This window comes from Bradyrhizobium sp. SZCCHNRI2009 (genome assembly GCF_032485115.1).
Classification (GTDB): Bacteria; Pseudomonadota; Alphaproteobacteria; order Rhizobiales; family Xanthobacteraceae; genus Bradyrhizobium.
This window is the reverse complement of the sequence record NZ_JAUEUH010000001.1, coordinates 1,445,439-1,461,155: the sequence shown is the minus strand read 5'-3', so window position 1 is coordinate 1,461,155 and position 15,717 is coordinate 1,445,439. Positions and strand designations below refer to the sequence as shown.

Here is a 15,717-nt window from a genome sequence, read left to right as displayed (position 1 = left end):
CCCCAACCGCGGAGAGCACCGCACTGCCTCTGCCTCATCGCGCCCTCGATCCGGCTATGTCGGCTATTTCTGCCGGTCGAGCTTGACGATCGTCGGTGTGGCGGCGTCGGACGTCGAGAACGTCACGCGATCGCCCGCGTGGATGTTCTCGATCATGGCGTTGTCCTTGATCTTGAACTCCTGGGCCGCTCCGGCCGTGTTGGCGCCGACGGTCCCGTTGGGAACGCGCTTGATCGCGATCGTGCCGTTGAGACGGTTGATCCCCGTGACCATGCCCGCCGTGTCTTGCTCCGCTGCCAGAGCGGGCCAAGTCCCCGCAAACAGGGCGACCGTCGCCAGAGTAATGCCAACTGCTCTCATCGCTGTTCTCCTGCCTTGCTTCTCGCGGCAAACAAAACACCACGAATTCTTTGGTTCCCGGAACCTTCAGCTTCGTCGCTGACGACTTTGGGCCGTCTAACGCGCCACAATCAATGCGCCGTACAGCCCGTTTGTCGCCCCCAAGCACTACGCCTACATAAAACATGCTGATCGTCTCCGCCGCTGCGGACGTCGCGCGCTCGACCGGGCAATCGCGAACCTTCTTCGACCGACACGGCTCGGCCACCCTCATGTAGTGATTTGCACGGATTTGTCATCAGACCAGCGCGTGATCAAAGTTTTCCTGCACTCGCAGTATCCACGCCCCGTAACGCCGAATTCATCAATGCGTCAGGATGCGCCTTGACAGCACAGGCAGCCGGGAGGACGATAACCGCGTCGTCCAATCTCGGTGGCCGTTCCTGACGACGCCGCGATGTCCGAACGACAACAACCCATCTGATTGCAGGGAGGTTCTATGACTCCACCTCCGTACCAGATCCGCTGAGTGCGACGGGACTCGCTTCGGACCATCGCATAGCGGCAAATCACGAACGGCACGCCGGGTCGCGGCTTAGTGGGCTGCATCAGCGAGGCATGGCCCCTTGCCCGCCCGGCGCTGTTTCGTCCATCTGGATCACTTCAGCGCGAGCTTTGTAGCTATCTGCGGCTCGAGGCCTGATACTCGGGTTGATCCTGCGCAACGAGAACATTGGAACGTGTGATCAGTCGATCGCGTGCAGCGATCAGTTGACCAATGGCAGCCGAGATACCCGCTCGCGGCATCGCCGCATTCCCAATGTCCCCGACCAATGTCCCCGAACGAAATCCTTCATCGCCTGATGCACGGCGGGTGCAGGCGTCACCCGCCGCCGAAGCAATCTGCCGCAGCTACTTGCTGTAGTCGTAGAAGCCCTTGCCGGTCTTGCGGCCGAGCTGGCCTGCGGCCACCATCTCCTTCAGCAACGGCGCCGGCCGATACTTCGGATCGTTGAAGCCGTTGTAGAACACCTCCATCACCGACAGCATCGTGTCGAGACCGATCAGATCGGCCAGCGCCAGCGGACCGATGGGGTGATTGCAGCCGAGCTTCATGCCCTCGTCGATGTCGGCCGCGGTCGCAATGCCTTCCGAATACGCGAAGATCGCCTCGTTGATCATCGGGCACAGGATGCGGTTTACGGCAAAGCCCGGGCTGTTCTTCGCGGTGATCGCGACCTTGCCGATCCGCTTGGCGAAATCGGCGGCGGCCGCATGGGTCGCATCCGAGGTCTGCAGGCCGCGGATCAGTTCGAGCAGCGCCATCATCGGCACCGGATTGAAGAAGTGCATGCCGATGAAGCGGTCGGGCCGGTCGGTGGCGGTGGCCAGCTTGGTGATCGAGATCGAGGAGGTGTTGGTCGCGATCAGCGCCTCGGGTTTCAGACCGGCACAGAGGTCCTTGAGGATCTTGAGCTTCAGCTCCTCGTTCTCCGTGGCGGCCTCGATGACCAGGTCGCAGTTCGACAGCTTCGCCTTGTCGGCGGTGCCGGTGATGAGCGACAACGCCCTGTCCTTGTCGGCGGTCGTCATCTTCTCCTTCTTGACCAGGCGATCGAGGCTGGAGCCCACCGTCGCCAGCCCGCGCGCCACGGCCTGCTCCGAGATGTCGACCATGACGACCGGAACGCCCGCGGCGGCGCACACCTGCGCGATGCCGTTGCCCATGGTGCCTGCTCCGATGATGCCGACCGTCTGAATCATTGCCGCTTCCTCTCAATCTCGTATCCGCGGGGACCGCCCCGTCCTGCGCGGTTGCTTAACAGGCTATCGGCCGGCCGGGTAGACCCAAGGCGGCCCCGCGGTTCGGCGGCATCGGAAGCGAACGGTCGCCCCGGGGTCCAAACGACGAGCCGGCAGACAACCGGCACGGCGCCCAGCCAGAGCCAGCCGCCCGCACCCGCGCCGACGGCGCCGCGCAACGACGTGGCCGGCGACAGCGCGCGCGGCACCGGGCCGCTGAACAGGAGCCGCTGACCGACACGCCGGCACGGGCGACCGGGCGGCGGCGGCCGTCGCGTGAGCGCCACGCCAAATCCGTCGGTGTCATCGGAACACCTGTTGAGGCCGACGGTTCTCCACGCTGCAACAGGTCCAATCGAGGAGACCGCCGTGGCGACCGCCGAAATCACCCGACCATCCCTGGAGCCAACGGCGCAGATCGCACGGCATCCGATCCATCCGATGCTGGTGCCGTTCCCTATCGTCTGCTTCATCGGAGCGTTCGTCACCGACATCGCCTATTGGCGGACCGCTGAAATCATGTGGGCGGATATCTCCGCCTGGCTGCTGCTGGTCGGACTGATCATGGGCGTGCTGGCCGGCATCGCCGGGCTCATCGACTTCCTTGGCAATCGGCTGATCCGGTCGCAGGCACCGGCCTGGCCGCACATGGCCGGCAACCTCATCGCCCTGGTGCTGGCCTTCTTCAACAACTTGGTCCATTCACGCGATGCCTGGACCTCGGTCGTGCCGACCGGCCTCATCCTGTCGCTCGTCACGGTGCTGATCCTGCCCGTCACCGGCTGGCTCGGTTGGTCGCTCGTGTATCGTCACAGGGTGGGAGTCGCACGATGACGCCGTCCGGCTCCTCCCGCCTCGCGCCTCTGCTCACAGCCCTCCTGCTCGGAATATCCGCGCTTGGTCTCACCGCGTGCAACGAAGGCGGCGATCCGAACGCCGAGATCGGCGCCAACGTCAAGCTGCCCGCATTGACGCAATACCTGTTGCCGCCGATGAACGTCGCCACGGTGGTCGGCTGGAAACAGGGCGAGACTCCCAAAGTCGCGCCGGGCCTGAAGATCGAGGCGCTCGCGACCGGCCTGCAGCATCCGCGCTCGCTCTACACGCTGCCGGACGGCGACGTCCTGGTGGTGGAATCGAAAGCGCCGCCCCCGCCGCCGGCGAAACGGCCGAAGGATCTCGTGATGGCCCTCGTCGAATCCTGGGCCACGTCGGGCGGCAACACCGGAGCGAGCAACCGCGTCACATTGTTGCACGACGCCAATGGCGATGGCATTCCCGAGCAGCAGAGCCTGTTCATCGACCATCTCAATTCGCCGTTCGGGATCGCTCTGGTCGGCAACGATCTCTACATCGCCAACACCGACGCCATCGTTCGATATCCCTACACGCCGGGCGAAACCCAGATGAAGGATGCGGGCACGACGCTTGCCGCGCTGCCGGGCGGCCCGATCGATCATCACTGGACCAAGAGCCTGGTGGCGAGCCCCGACGGCCGGTTGCTCTATGTGGGCGTCGGCTCCAACAGCAACATCACCGAGAACGGCATCGAGGCCGAGAAGAACCGTGCCGCCATTCTCGAGGTGGATCGCACCACGGGACGCTGGCGGGTATTCGCGAGCGGCCTGCGCAATCCGAACGGATTGAGCTTCGAGCCGCAGAGCGGCGCGCTGTGGACGGTCGTGAACGAGCGTGACGAGATCGGTCCGGACCTCGTGCCCGACTACATGACCTCGGTGAAGGACGGCGGCTTCTATGGCTGGCCATACAGCTATTACGGCCAGCATGTCGATCCCCGCGTGCAGCCGCAGCGGCCGGACCTGGTCGAAAAGGCCATCGTCCCGGACTACGCGCTCAGCTCGCATGTCGCGCCGCTCGGCATGACGTTCTACACCGCCAGCGCACTGCCGCAGGCCTATCGCGGCGGCGCGTTCGTCGGCGAGCACGGCAGCTGGAACCGCACGCCGTTGAACGGCTACAAGGTGGTCTACGTCCCCTTCGATGGCGGCAAGCCGAACGGCGAAGCCCAGGACGTCGTGACCGGCTTCCTCAATGATCGGAACGAGGCGCGCGGCCGGCCGGTCGGTCTCGCCGTGGACAAGACCGGCGCCCTGCTGATTGCCGACGATGTCGGCAATACGGTCTGGCGCGTCACGGCATCCGGCGGCTGACGGCCTTCAGCCGAATGACGCGAAGAATGGAGGACGATATGGGATTGGCTCAATACGCCATCGTTGCGGTCGGCGATCATTGGAGCGTGCTGCATGACGGCAACGCCCATGGCGACTACGCGACCAAAGAGGCTGCGTTCGAATCCGCTGCATCAGCTGCGACGCTGGCCATCAAGCAAGGCCACGAGGTGCATCTCAGCGTTCCGGGCAATGACCCCGATCGCTCGAACAACTAATCAGCACCACAACACTCATCGCGGGTTCCGACGAGACCTCCAGGGATAGTGAAGTGCACGCTAACGTGTGTTAGCGACAGCCCCTCGGCAGGGCAGCAGACTCATGTTCGGAGGATCAACAGGAGTTTCGCCATGAAGGTCACCCGGAACCGGCGCAAGCAGACGGTGTCGTTCCGCCAGCGGCTGCAGCAGGCTGCAGTCGCTGCCCGCGAGGCGGCAGCACGTCTTCCCGCAGGCCCCGAACGCGACATCATGCTGAAGAAGGCGATGCAGGCGGAGACGGCGGCGCATATCAACGAGCTGTTGAGCGCGCCGGTGCTGCACGCCGCGGAGCGCTAGACCACGCGCCGTATCGTCTGCTGCGGCTCTGAAAGGAACCCGAACGCCATCACGACGCTTTGCTTTCGAGGTCTTGTCTCGGCGAGAGGACGATGATGGCCCGGGTCGTGATAGGCACATCGGGATGGCACTACGAGTCCTGGCGCGGCGCGTTCTTTCCGCCGGGACTGCTGATCAGACATCGGCTGCCCTACTACGCCAGCCAGTTCGAGACCACCGAGCTGAATGGCGTGTTCTACAGGACACCGACGGAAGCCGCCGTCCGCGGCTGGCGCGATCAGACCGGGCCCGATTTCGTTTTCGCCTGGAAGGCCTCCAAGTTCATCACGCATTGGAAGCGCCTGTCTGCGCGCTCGGTCAACAGCATCGCGCTGATGGAGAGCCGGCTGTCGCTGCTCGGCGACAAGGCCGGCCCCGTGCTGTTCCAGCTGCCGCCGCAATTCGAAGCGAATCCAGAACGGCTCGAGTCGTTTCTGCCGCTGCTGCCGACGCACCGGCGCTACAGCTTCGAATTCCGTCACCCGAGCTGGTACACACCGGCCATCATGCGCCTGCTGAGGGACGCGAACATCTCGCTCTGCCTGTCGGACCATCACGACGCGCCGGCGCCGTGGAGGCGCACGGCCGATTTCGTCTATGTGCGCGGCCATGGTCCGGGCGGCCGCTACAAGGACAACTATCCGGACGCGACACTCGAGGCCTGGGCCAAGCGCATGCGCGCCTGGGCGTCGCGCGGCATCGACGTCTACGTCTATTTCGACAACGACCAGAAGAGCGCGGCACCCGCCGATGCTCTGCGGCTACGCCGGCTGCTCGCGGCGTCTTCTCACCGCGCACGCCACGCAGCGCGCGCCAGCTCGTCGGAACATCGTGCACATCTCTCGGTTTAGGTCTGCAACCAACGAGAGGAACGATCCGCGCGACGCACACTCATCACGCTCGGCTGCCTGGTGGCCGCGGGCCCTGCCCTCGCCCAATCAGTCGGCGAAAAGACCGGGGTGAATTCGGCGCTCGGCATTGCGCCGATCACCGAGGACTTCGTCAAGCAGGTCGCCATCAGCGACATGTTCGAACTGCAATCGAACCAGCTCGGCGAGCAGAAGGGCAACGCGCAGGAGAAGAGCTTCGCCGCGCAGATGGTCAAGGATCACACCAAGACTTCGACCGGGCTGAAGAGCATGGTCGAGAGCGGCAAGGTCAAGGTCCAGCTGCCCGCCGTTCTCGACAGCGCGCATCAGAGCAAGCTCGACAAGCTGAAGGCAGCGAGCGGCAAGGACTTCAGCTCGGATTTCGACGACATGCAGGTCAGCGCCCACAAGAACGCGGTGTCGCTGTTCGAGCGTTATGCGGAGGGCGGCGACAATCCGGCGCTGAAGGAATGGGCCGGCAAAACCCTGCCGGCCCTGCAGCATCATCTCGAAATGGCGCAGAACCTCGACAAGGGCAAGCGAGCGAACGATATGAGCGCCGGTCCGAGCTGGCCCTCATGATGTTCGGATGCTGTGCCGTGCAGTCCCGTCGTCAGGCGGCGCGGACGGAGGATTGCCGAGTTGATCGATGCTCGACTCGATCCGTACGCGATCGACCTCGATCCGGCCTTGCGGCGCGGTCGACCATCGCGCGCACGTCGGTGAGCTTTGCCTTGGCAGCGCTCAGTCCGTCGAAGATGGCTTGGCTGTCGGAGAGCGTCTCAACGGCCGCTTTCGCTTTGGCGAAGGCGGCGTCGGCCTGCTGCCCGGCCCTTGTCGACGGACTTGATCGCTTCGGTTCTGCTCGCGTAGGCGCGATAGTGAGATACCATCACCTCGGCCCCCGAGAACACAGGCAAGCGCCGTGACCGAGAGCATCGATGCCGCAAAGAGCTGACCGACTCGCATTGATGCATTTCCAGTTGCTTGTTTTGATCAACCCAGAAGCCGGAACTAAGGGTGCCTTAACTACACAGGTTTCGCCGAGCGCCAGATCGTCGCGATCACGCATCGGGTCCCGTAATTTCACGGGCTTCGACGGTGATGCCGCATCAGATTTCATGAGAGTTCCACGACAGGGGCGCGAAGGACTGGTCGGACTCGCGCGATGTCGACCAGCTCCGAGCATCGCTGAGGGCAGGAGCATCGCCAAGATGCCGCAGCAGTCCCCGGCTGCGGGCCGCACTTTGGTTCCGCGCGCAGGTGCAGAAAGATCAGCGGTCAACGCGGTATCATGCTAACATAAGTTATTGAAGTCGCACCGAATGGAACCCCAATAAACCAACTCGGGGGAACCACTCTTTGAGTCATCTGGTCCGCAAGCTCGAGAATTTCGTCCGCCTCTCTGCGGCCGACCGCCTGATGCTCAACCGCGCGGCGGCTCAACGGGTAAGGACCTTCGCGCCACGCACCGACATCGCGCGCGAAGGCGAGAAGCCCAAGGACGTGCATCTGATCCTGAACGGCTGGGCCTGCCGCTACAAGCAGCTCGAGGACGGCCGCCGCCAGATCGTCTCGTTCTTCCTGCCTGGCGATATCTGCGATCTCAACATCTTCATCCTGCGCGAGATGGACCATTCGATCGGCACCATCACGCCGGTGTCGATCGCCGACCTGCCGCGCGAGTTCTTCGACGAGATCAGCGCCGGCTATCCGCGCATTGCGACGGCGTTCTGGTGGGAGACGCTGGTCAACGCCGCAATCCAGCGCGAATGGACCATGAATCTCGGGCAACGCAGCGCGTCCGAACGCATGGCTCACCTGTTGTGCGAACTGTTCTTCCGGCTGCGGCTGGCGGGCCTGGCCGACGACAGCAGTTGCAGCTTCCCTCTCACCCAGGCAGATCTCGCCGAGGCGACAGGCCTGTCGAAGGTCCACGTCAACCGCACGCTGCAGGAACTGCGCGCCAGCAACCTGATCGTGCTCAAGGGCAAGATGCTGGTACTTCCGGACCTCGAGCGCCTGATGAGCGCCGGCCTGTTCAACGCGAATTACTTGCATTTGGACCGCGAAGGCCGTCAGCTCGACGCGAATGAGTGAGAGGTTCGGAGCGCTGGCGCTTGCGCTATGCTGACCGTGTCGGCACTCTGCCGGGGAAACGGCGATGGTCGAACAGCGCATGGTGGACGGACCCTTCGAGCAGGAGATCGTGCAGCGCCTCGGGCTGATGCCCAACCTGTTCAGGTCGGCGCCGTCGGCGCCTGAGGCGACCCGACAGCTCTGGCAGTTCGCCAAATGCGCCTATCTCGACACCCCGCTTCCGGCCCTTTTCAAGGAGCGGCTCGCCGTCCATCTGTCGCGCCTCAACCGCTCGCCTTATTGTCTGACCCGGCATTTCGGATTTCTGGTCGGATTGGGCAAGCCCGCGGGTGACTCGACGTCTCGCCCGGAGACGATCGATCGGGCGCGTCACCTGCTCGCGCGGCCGCTCGCGGATCCCGCGCGCGCCGCGGCGGCGCTCGACCGGCTTGAACTCGTCCAGCCCCCGCTCGACATCCCGGAGCCGGGCAGCGATGGTGAGGCGGACCTGTTCGAGGCCGCGTCGGTGCTGTTCATGCAGCGTGCTGATTCCGACCGCTCGCGGCGCGCAATCCGACATGCCTTCGGCAACACCAGGTTCGATCTGCTGGCGGCCTTCCTCGCCTATCTGCGCACAGCCCATTTCTGGGCCGATGTACACCTGCTTGCGATCGATTCGGACGTGCTTGCCCTCGCACAGACCGATCCCGAGCTTGCCGTCTGCCTCGGGTGCAGCGAGCTGCCGGAGGCAGGGCCGTCCGCACGGCAGCCGCATTCGAACGGCGGCGATGCCGGCGATCATCGGCTGCGCCGCCTCCTCGAGATCGATTCGGTCGGCGTGCTGTTCTTCGATCATGCAGCCGGCACCCTGATCGACGCCAACGAGGCCTTCTTGGCGATGACAGGCTATTCGCGCCAGGACATCGACAGCGGCGAGCTGACCTGGAAGAGCCTGACCCCCCCGGAATGGATGCGCACATCGAGCGACCAGATCGAGCTGCTGCGGCAGACGGGCCGGATCGGTCCCTATGAGAAGCAGTATTTTCGCAAGGACGGGGAACGCGCCTGGATGATGTTCGCCGGCCGTGACCTCGGCGACGGCACCCTGGTCGGGCTCGCGATGAACATCGACGACCGCAAGCGCACCGAGGCCGCGCTGCGCGACAGCGAGGCGCGCTTCCGCCAGTTCGGCGAAGCATCCTCCGACGTCGTGTGGATCCGCGATGCCGAGACCCTGCGCTGGGAATATCTCAGCCCCGCATTCGAGACGATCTATGGCGTCCCGCGCAGCGCTGTGCTCCGCGGCGACCATCTGGCATCGTGGACCGAGCTCATGCTGCCGGAGGACCGGCCCCGCGCCATCGAGAGCCTCGAGCGCGCCCGGCGTGGCCAGCGCGACAGCCTGGATGTCCGTATCGTCAGCCAGCCGGACGACGTCACGCGCTGGCTGCGCATCCGTAGTTTTCCCATGGTCGACGAGCTGGGACGGGTGCAGCGCATCGGCGGCATCACCCAAGACATCACGGCGCTGGTCTCGGCCTCGGAGCACCAGAAGCTGCTGCTCGCCGAGCTGCAGCACCGCGTCCGCAACATGCTCGCCGTGATCCGCTCGATCATCCGCCGCACGGGCGACTCAAGCGACAGTGTCGAGGATTTCGCCAGTCACCTCGAAGGCCGCATCACTGCGCTGTCGCGCATCCAGGCGGTCGTCACGCGCGATCCCCTCGCCGGTTTCGATCTGGCCGAACTGATCGCCGATGAGCTGCGCGCCGGCGCCGCGCGCGAGGACAGGCAATTCTCGCTGTCGGGCCCCCAGGTGCGACTGAAGCCGAAGGCGGCCGAGAGCATCGGGCTTGCCATGCACGAACTCGCGACCAATGCACTGAAATACGGCGCGCTGACGGTGCCGCGGGGCTTCATCAGGATCGAATGGCGGCTCGATGAGCGCGACGCGGCCGACTGGCTGGTCATCGACTGGACCGAGACCGGCATGTCCGGCCGTCCGCTGGGTGCGCAGCGCCAGGGTTTTGGAACCGTGCTGCTGGAACAGATGCTGCCGTACGAGGTCGGTGCCCGCGTTGTCCGGCGCTTCGAGCCGAGCGGCCTCTGCTGCGAGATCCGAGTGCCCACGGGCGACATTCTCAAGCGTTGACGGGCCGATCGACGCTTCATTTCGCGGCACCGGTCGGTAACAATGGCCAGGATCTCGCCGGCACGGCGAAACGCCGTCGGCATAGCCTTCGCGGTGCATTCGGGGTATGCTCCGCCTGCGGCCAGAGGTGGAGGTCGCATGGGTCGCGCAACCGCCATGTCTTCGCCTTGGTTGGGGCGGATATGACCAAGTGTCGATGAGAATGGGAATCAGCAGAGCGTCGGCGCGACGGAACGATGATGGGACGTTCCCGAGTATGCGGCTCTGGCCAAGATGGATCACCGTGAACATGCAGATGCGTGGGCACGAGGGACAACCGGTATCCAGGTTCTGTGCTGATGCGGCCGGAGAGGCCGAGCGTTTCGTGGCGCAGTCGTCATCCGACGTTGGTGTCACGAAGCGTCAGTACGATGCAGCGTGAGTACGCGAAGCGTGGGTGCACGAGGCGTTGGTAGGACGACGCATCGGAACAGAGCCGAGCGCCGCCTGCGAGGCGGACGACAACGGAGGACGGAGCGTCAATGCTTGCAACGACGACCAAGGACGGCGATCAGCAGCCTCATGCCGTGATCGATCCCGAGATCGTGCTGGCGGCCCGCGCCGATCGCACTGCCGCCGAAGCGGACAGGCGCAGCTCGCAACGGCCACCGGACGTGCCCTCGCCGAAGATCGACCCTGACTACAGGACGCAGGCGACCAGCGACTTCGCGGTCACCGGAGAGCGCAGCACGTTCGCCACCTGGGCCGTGCGCACCATTCTGGCGGTGCTGTTCGCGGTCGGCAGCGCCGTCGCCGCAGCCGCCTGGCAGAGCTATGGAGACCAGGCCCAGGAGATGATCGCGCATTGGATGCCGCGGATCTCGCTGGCTTCGAACGCCGACAAGGATGCCGCGGCACAGCCAGCCGCGACCGCGCCCCAGCAGGCGGCCGCAGAAGCGCCGGCCGAGGCGCAGGAGCACGCAACGAGCGCGGTTGGCGCGACCTCGCAGGAGCAGGCGCAGTTGCTGCAATCGATGGCCCACGACCTCGCTGCCTTGAGCCAGCAGATCGGCGAGCTGAAGACGAGCCTCGCACAGTTGAAGGCCGGGCAGGAGCAGATGGTCCGCGACATGGCGCGGGTCGCCGAGGCCAAGTCCAGCGACAGGCCCACCGAGCGGCCGAGCGAGCGGACCGCGGAAGCACGGTCGTTCGATCCGCGCGCCATCGAGCAGACGATCCGGCCGCCGCGCCCGGCCGCGCGCCCTGCAACGGCGGCCGTGACCCCGGCACAGCCTGGTGCGGCAGCACCGCACCGGCCGCGCATGCCGCCGCCGGCCGCAACCAGCATGGCCCCTCCGCCGCCCGCCCCGATGCCGCTGCCGTCGGCGCCGGTCGATCCGGATCAGCCCGTGGTGCGCCCGCCAATGCCGGTGCGCTGAAGGATCCGCACAGGCGCCCGCGCTGGTCCGCGCCGATCGGCGCAGCGGTGATCGATGTCGTCGATCCACTTGTGGCGACGCGGCTTTCCGAGCTAAGGAACTGCGCCTGACAATGCGCATCCCCGAGGGGTTCATGAGCCTGACCGATCCGACCGTCCTGTCCGCCTCCGACCTCGCAGACCGCATCGCGATCCTGCGCGACAACATCCGCCAGATCACCGAGCAGGCCGCCTCGCAGTCGGGTGCCGCGGACGAGGAGCGCAACGCCGACCGCCTCGCGCAGCAGAGCGAGGAGCTCGACGTTCTGCTCAAGGAGCAGGAGCGGCGGCTGAACAAGTAGCCGGCGACCCCTTCGATCAATTCGCGCGTGCTGCACTGCGCTCGTTGTTGCCCGCGCTTCGCCCACAGGCTAGCCTCGCCGAAAACAAGCGGGAGGTAGCCAGAGAATGCGAAACGGTCTGCTTTACACGTCAACCCTTGCGGCATTGACCATCGCGGCATTGCTGGCGGCCCTGACACCGGGCAGCGCCGAGCCACGCCACATGTATACGACCATGGTACTGGAGGCGTTCGCCACCAAGGTCGAATGTCCCGGCGTCGATGTCGTCTATCAGGATCTGGTCCAGAAGGCGCAGGACATGAAGATGCCTGACGGCACGACCGAGAAGGTGCGCAAGGCGATCGCCTACATGCACACCGGCGGCAAGATGGGCGAGAAGCAGGACGACGATCTGATGGCGGAGGTGGCCGTCGCCACGCAGGCCATCGACATGGATCAGCGCCGCCTCGGCATGACGAACTGGTGCGAGGAGCAGAAGAAGACGCTGGCCGGCTTCATCCGTCCCAAGGGCTGACCCCGGAGCGGCCTCGGGGCTACCGACGGAGTGGAAAGACCGCACGGCTCGTCGGTCTGCGCACAGCCATAGCGGGCACGGCACAGCCCGGCGGCGGGCAGGAACCCGGATGGCCGCTGCCGCTTGGCCTTGAGCTGCTACGCAGCAGACATCCAGCCCGGAGCGAGCCATGCGCATCGAAACCGCCTTCCTGTTCGACCTTGACGGCACGCTGGTCGACAGCGTCTATCAGCACGTGCTCGCCTGGAAGACGGCGCTGGATGCCGAGAACATCGAGCTCTCGGTCTGGCGCATCCACCGCAAGATCGGCATGAGCGGCGGCCTGTTCACCAACCAGCTGCTGCGCGAGACCGGTTTTGCCATCGAGCCCAAGCGGATCGAGCGGCTGCGGAAAGCGCATGCGGCTGCCTATCAGAAGCTCGGAGGCCAGGTCCGGCCCCTGCCCGGCGCCCGCGAGCTGCTGGGTTTCCTGACCGATGCCGGCATCCCCTGGGCGATCGCGACCAGCGGCAGAATGGAAACGGCGGCCGTCAATCTCGCCGCGCTCGGCGTCGATCCCAAGACCAGCGCCGTCGTGACCCGCGACGAGGTCCGCTACGCCAAGCCTGATCCCGACCTGTTTCTCGCGGCCGCCGCCCGCCTCGACGCGCCGATCGAGCGCGCGGTCGTGATCGGCGACAGCATCTGGGACATGCTTGCCGCAACCCGCTGCCGGGCGCTCGGCGTCGGCCTGTTGAGTGGTGGCTATGGCTCGGAGGAATTGCGCCAGTCCGGCGCCATCCGCGTCTACGAGGACCCGGCCGACCTGCTCGACCACATCGACGAGGTCGGGGGCCGGCGTTGACTCCAGCCAGTCAGCTCTGCGGGCCCGACAGCGAGATGTCGCGTTCGGCGCGGAACACGTTGGCATAGAGGTTGGCGATCCACTGGCGCCCCGTCGATGTCATGTTGAGATAGCGGATCTCGGTCTGGATGTGCGGGGCGACGCTGTTCCAATAAAACTGCGGATAACGATTGACGATGTCGGCCGGTGACTCATAGCCGAGCTGCCGGTTGATGCCGACCTCCTCGAACTCGTGATACAGCGCGTTGGCCTTGCGGATGTAGTTGGGGTCGCCGAGCTGCCCGATCAGGTCGGCGGCGCGCACGATCGACTGCTCCTCGTCGAACTGCTGGCCCGCGAGCGGCGGAAAGCGCGTGCCCTCGATGGCGCGGGCGATGCGGTCCTTGTCCAGCGGCGCCATGCCTTCGATGCGGTTGATCACGTACAGCTTCGAGCGGTCGACGTGATACGGCATCAGGCTGGCATCGGAGGAGCCGCGCGGCAGGCAGATCTTGCGGCCGCCGCGATCGACGACGAAGCCATTGACATCGTCTTCCCTGAACAAGCCGCGGACATAGCCGATGTCGTGAAGCAGGCAGGCCAGGATGACGTGGACGTAGTCGTCCGCCGTCATGTGGCTGTGCAGCGCACGGCCGCGCAGGATCTCGTGGCCGGCCAACGTCACCAGCAAGGTGTGCTCGACGTTGTGATACAGCGCATCGCTGTTGCCGATGCATTCCAGCGCAATGCGCGCAGCTGCCGGAAGCATCTCCGTCAACTGGGTATGAGACGATCCGAAACGGCGTCGCATATAGGAGCTGAGGAAACGCTCCAACGCCGCTGCCGCGAGCTCCGGTAAGGTCATCATCGCCGCTGCCCCGCCTCAGACAGCCCAAACACAACGTCAAAAGACATAACGCCCGAAAACACAATCACGATAACGCGGCTCGTGGCACGACTGAGACGTCACGATGATCCGGCTCGGGACGGCCAGCTTCGCACGGACACGCGCGAGATCGGCCTCCCGGGGGCGTCGAGCACCTTGGCCGACGAGCATAGCCCAGGTCGAGGATATCGGCCACACCCGGACGAGCACACACCGGAAAACTGCGGGCCGAGCGGCTGCACCTGAGCAGCTCAAATTCGATCGCCGCGGCCCGTTCACCTCACGTGACGAGAGAGGCGGAGCGCGACGTGCAGCGCGCTCGCTAACGTCCCCGCACCGGCAGCGGCGGCCGCGGCGGTCGTGTCTCACCACGATGGGCCGGGCGCCGCGAAGGGGGACGGCGGGCCGGTGCGGCTGCCGGCGCATCGACCGACTGCAGATAGGTGCTCAAGGCCGACGCGGCGTCGTCGCTGCTGGTGTAGTGCTTCTGCAGGAACAGATAGAGCGTCAGGCGAAAGCGCCCCTTGGCGAGCCCACGTGCCGAGCGATGACAGGTGGCGCAGCTGTCCGCAAACAGCCGCGCACCGGATTTGCCGGCATCGAGATTTTCCGCCCGTGCAGCGCTGATGACAATCAGCAGCAGCACGGCCGATCCAACGAGCTTCAGCCGCGCTCCGGCGCGCCTGCGCGCGTGGACGCGCTCAGGCGACATCAGCCTGCGGGCTTTCCTCGGCCTGCGCACCCAGCGCATCGAGATCGACCAGCGCCGGATCGTCGGGCATCGGCTCGCTCTGCTGCTGTCCGCCGCCATGGACGTGCATCAGCGTCTGGACCCGGCGCGCGTTGAGATAGTCGACGTGCTGATGCGCCAGCGCCAGCGGCAGCAGGGCCTTGGGCAGCGCCGTCATGGTGAACGCGGCGACGCGCTTCACCTCCTCGCCCTCGCGCCAGGTCAGCGGGCTCAGCGTATAGATCATCTGACGGTCGGTCTCGGGCGCCGGCAGTTGCCGCGTCTCGGGCGGCGCCAGCAGGGCCACGTTGATGTTGCCGGCCCGCGTGCGGCTTGCGGCGGCGCGCAGCTCCCAGCAGATCAGCTCCGCGGCGGAGAGCACCTCGCGGCGGATGTCGTCGACATCGGACGCGAAACGGCTGGCCTCGCTCAGCGCCGCGCGGCCGCGCGTGACCGCATCGACGAGCGCCGCCGCACCGATTTCGAAGCGAGGAACCGCCTGCTCGATGGCGGTGGCGACGGCCTCGATGTCGTTGGCGGCGCGGTCGCGGTCGCGCTGCGCCACCGCGTCGGCGAAGGCGCGCTCCGCCAGGATGATCTGCTCGTCGCACTCGGCGACGGATGCGCGCAGCGCCTTGGCCTTCTGCTCGACGGCCTGCATCTTGGATTCGGCACGATCGAGCTGCCCGTTGCTGGCGCCGGCCTTGGCAAGCCGCTCCGCGACGACGCGCTTCTCGTCCAGCGCCGCCTCGGCCACGCGGAGACGGTCCGTCAGCCGCTGCCGCGCGGCCTGCTTGTCCTTCAGCGCACGCTCGAAGATCTCGACGGGGCTCAGCTCACGCTTGAAGAAGACCATGGCAATAATCCCTGGACGGCGGGCGCGCCGGCAACGTTGGTCAGCGGCGAATCCACTGCCGAATCATGTTGCCCGATTCTTGCGTGGAAAATGGGTCGGAAACCAGGATGAGATGCGGCACAC

General features: G+C 65.7%; 17 protein-coding genes. 12 read left to right on the top strand and 5 right to left on the bottom strand.

The features are described 5' to 3' along the window. Positions 1-63: 63 nt before the first annotated feature. Both QX041_RS06655 and QX041_RS06650 read right to left on the bottom strand, forming a co-directional pair. Positions 64-360: a copper-binding protein gene (locus QX041_RS06655; RefSeq protein ID WP_315712278.1), complete on the bottom strand. Its 297-nt coding sequence runs from the start codon at positions 358-360 to the stop codon at positions 64-66. A gap of 891 nt (positions 361-1,251) precedes the next feature. Then, entirely contained in the window at positions 1,252-2,103 is an 852-nt protein-coding gene (locus tag QX041_RS06650; protein ID WP_315712279.1) for a 3-hydroxybutyryl-CoA dehydrogenase, read from the bottom strand. A gap of 408 nt (positions 2,104-2,511) precedes the next feature. Between QX041_RS06650 and QX041_RS06645 the strand changes: the two genes are divergently transcribed. From QX041_RS06645 to QX041_RS06590, 12 genes are all read left to right on the top strand, one after another. After that, a complete protein-coding gene (locus QX041_RS06645) occupies positions 2,512-2,976 on the top strand; it encodes a DUF2231 domain-containing protein (protein WP_316164731.1) in 465 nt (154 codons plus the stop codon). Continuing rightward, positions 2,973-4,313, top strand: a complete 1,341-nt coding sequence (locus tag QX041_RS06640; protein ID WP_316164730.1) for a sorbosone dehydrogenase family protein — start codon at positions 2,973-2,975, stop codon at positions 4,311-4,313. Before QX041_RS06645 ends, QX041_RS06640 begins: the two co-directional genes overlap by 4 nt. A 38-nt stretch (positions 4,314-4,351) precedes the next feature. Continuing rightward, positions 4,352-4,549 (top strand): hypothetical protein, encoded by a 198-nt coding sequence (locus QX041_RS06635; RefSeq protein ID WP_315712282.1) that lies wholly within the window; start codon positions 4,352-4,354, stop codon positions 4,547-4,549. 132 nt (positions 4,550-4,681) lie between these two features. Further along, positions 4,682-4,888: a hypothetical protein gene (locus QX041_RS06630; protein WP_316164729.1), complete on the top strand. Its 207-nt coding sequence runs from the start codon at positions 4,682-4,684 to the stop codon at positions 4,886-4,888. 95 nt (positions 4,889-4,983) lie between these two features. Then, positions 4,984-5,778, top strand: a complete 795-nt coding sequence (locus QX041_RS06625) for a DUF72 domain-containing protein (RefSeq protein ID WP_316164848.1) — start codon at positions 4,984-4,986, stop codon at positions 5,776-5,778. Between the two features lie 42 nt (positions 5,779-5,820). Beyond that, complete coding sequence (locus tag QX041_RS06620) at positions 5,821-6,378, top strand: DUF4142 domain-containing protein (protein WP_316164847.1); 558 nt, start codon at positions 5,821-5,823, stop codon at positions 6,376-6,378. A gap of 780 nt (positions 6,379-7,158) precedes the next feature. Further along, a complete protein-coding gene (locus QX041_RS06615) occupies positions 7,159-7,896 on the top strand; it encodes a Crp/Fnr family transcriptional regulator (protein ID WP_316164728.1) in 738 nt (245 codons plus the stop codon). A gap of 64 nt (positions 7,897-7,960) precedes the next feature. Next, on the top strand, positions 7,961-10,027 hold the full coding sequence (locus QX041_RS06610; RefSeq protein ID WP_315712289.1) for a PAS domain S-box protein: 2,067 nt from the start codon (positions 7,961-7,963) through the stop codon (positions 10,025-10,027). A 521-nt stretch (positions 10,028-10,548) separates the two neighbouring features. Further along, positions 10,549-11,445 (top strand): hypothetical protein, encoded by an 897-nt coding sequence (locus QX041_RS06605; protein ID WP_316164727.1) that lies wholly within the window; start codon positions 10,549-10,551, stop codon positions 11,443-11,445. 133 nt (positions 11,446-11,578) lie between these two features. Further along, positions 11,579-11,785, top strand: a complete 207-nt coding sequence (locus tag QX041_RS06600) for a hypothetical protein (RefSeq protein WP_315712292.1) — start codon at positions 11,579-11,581, stop codon at positions 11,783-11,785. 106 nt (positions 11,786-11,891) lie between these two features. Next, positions 11,892-12,299, top strand: a complete 408-nt coding sequence (locus QX041_RS06595) for a hypothetical protein (RefSeq protein WP_315712293.1) — start codon at positions 11,892-11,894, stop codon at positions 12,297-12,299. 169 nt (positions 12,300-12,468) lie between these two features. Continuing rightward, entirely contained in the window at positions 12,469-13,143 is a 675-nt protein-coding gene (locus tag QX041_RS06590) for an HAD family hydrolase (RefSeq protein WP_316164726.1), read from the top strand. Positions 13,144-13,153: 10 nt separating this feature from the next. Here QX041_RS06590 and QX041_RS06585 read toward each other — a convergent pair whose 3' ends face one another. From QX041_RS06585 to QX041_RS06575, 3 genes are all read right to left on the bottom strand, one after another. Further along, entirely contained in the window at positions 13,154-13,990 is an 837-nt protein-coding gene (locus tag QX041_RS06585) for an HD domain-containing protein (RefSeq protein ID WP_315712295.1), read from the bottom strand. 340 nt (positions 13,991-14,330) lie between these two features. Continuing rightward, entirely contained in the window at positions 14,331-14,720 is a 390-nt protein-coding gene (locus QX041_RS06580; RefSeq protein ID WP_315826827.1) for a cytochrome C, read from the bottom strand. Further along, entirely contained in the window at positions 14,710-15,594 is an 885-nt protein-coding gene (locus QX041_RS06575; RefSeq protein WP_315712299.1) for a hypothetical protein, read from the bottom strand. Before QX041_RS06575 ends, QX041_RS06580 begins: the two co-directional genes overlap by 11 nt. Between the last annotated feature and the right edge of the window lie 123 nt (positions 15,595-15,717).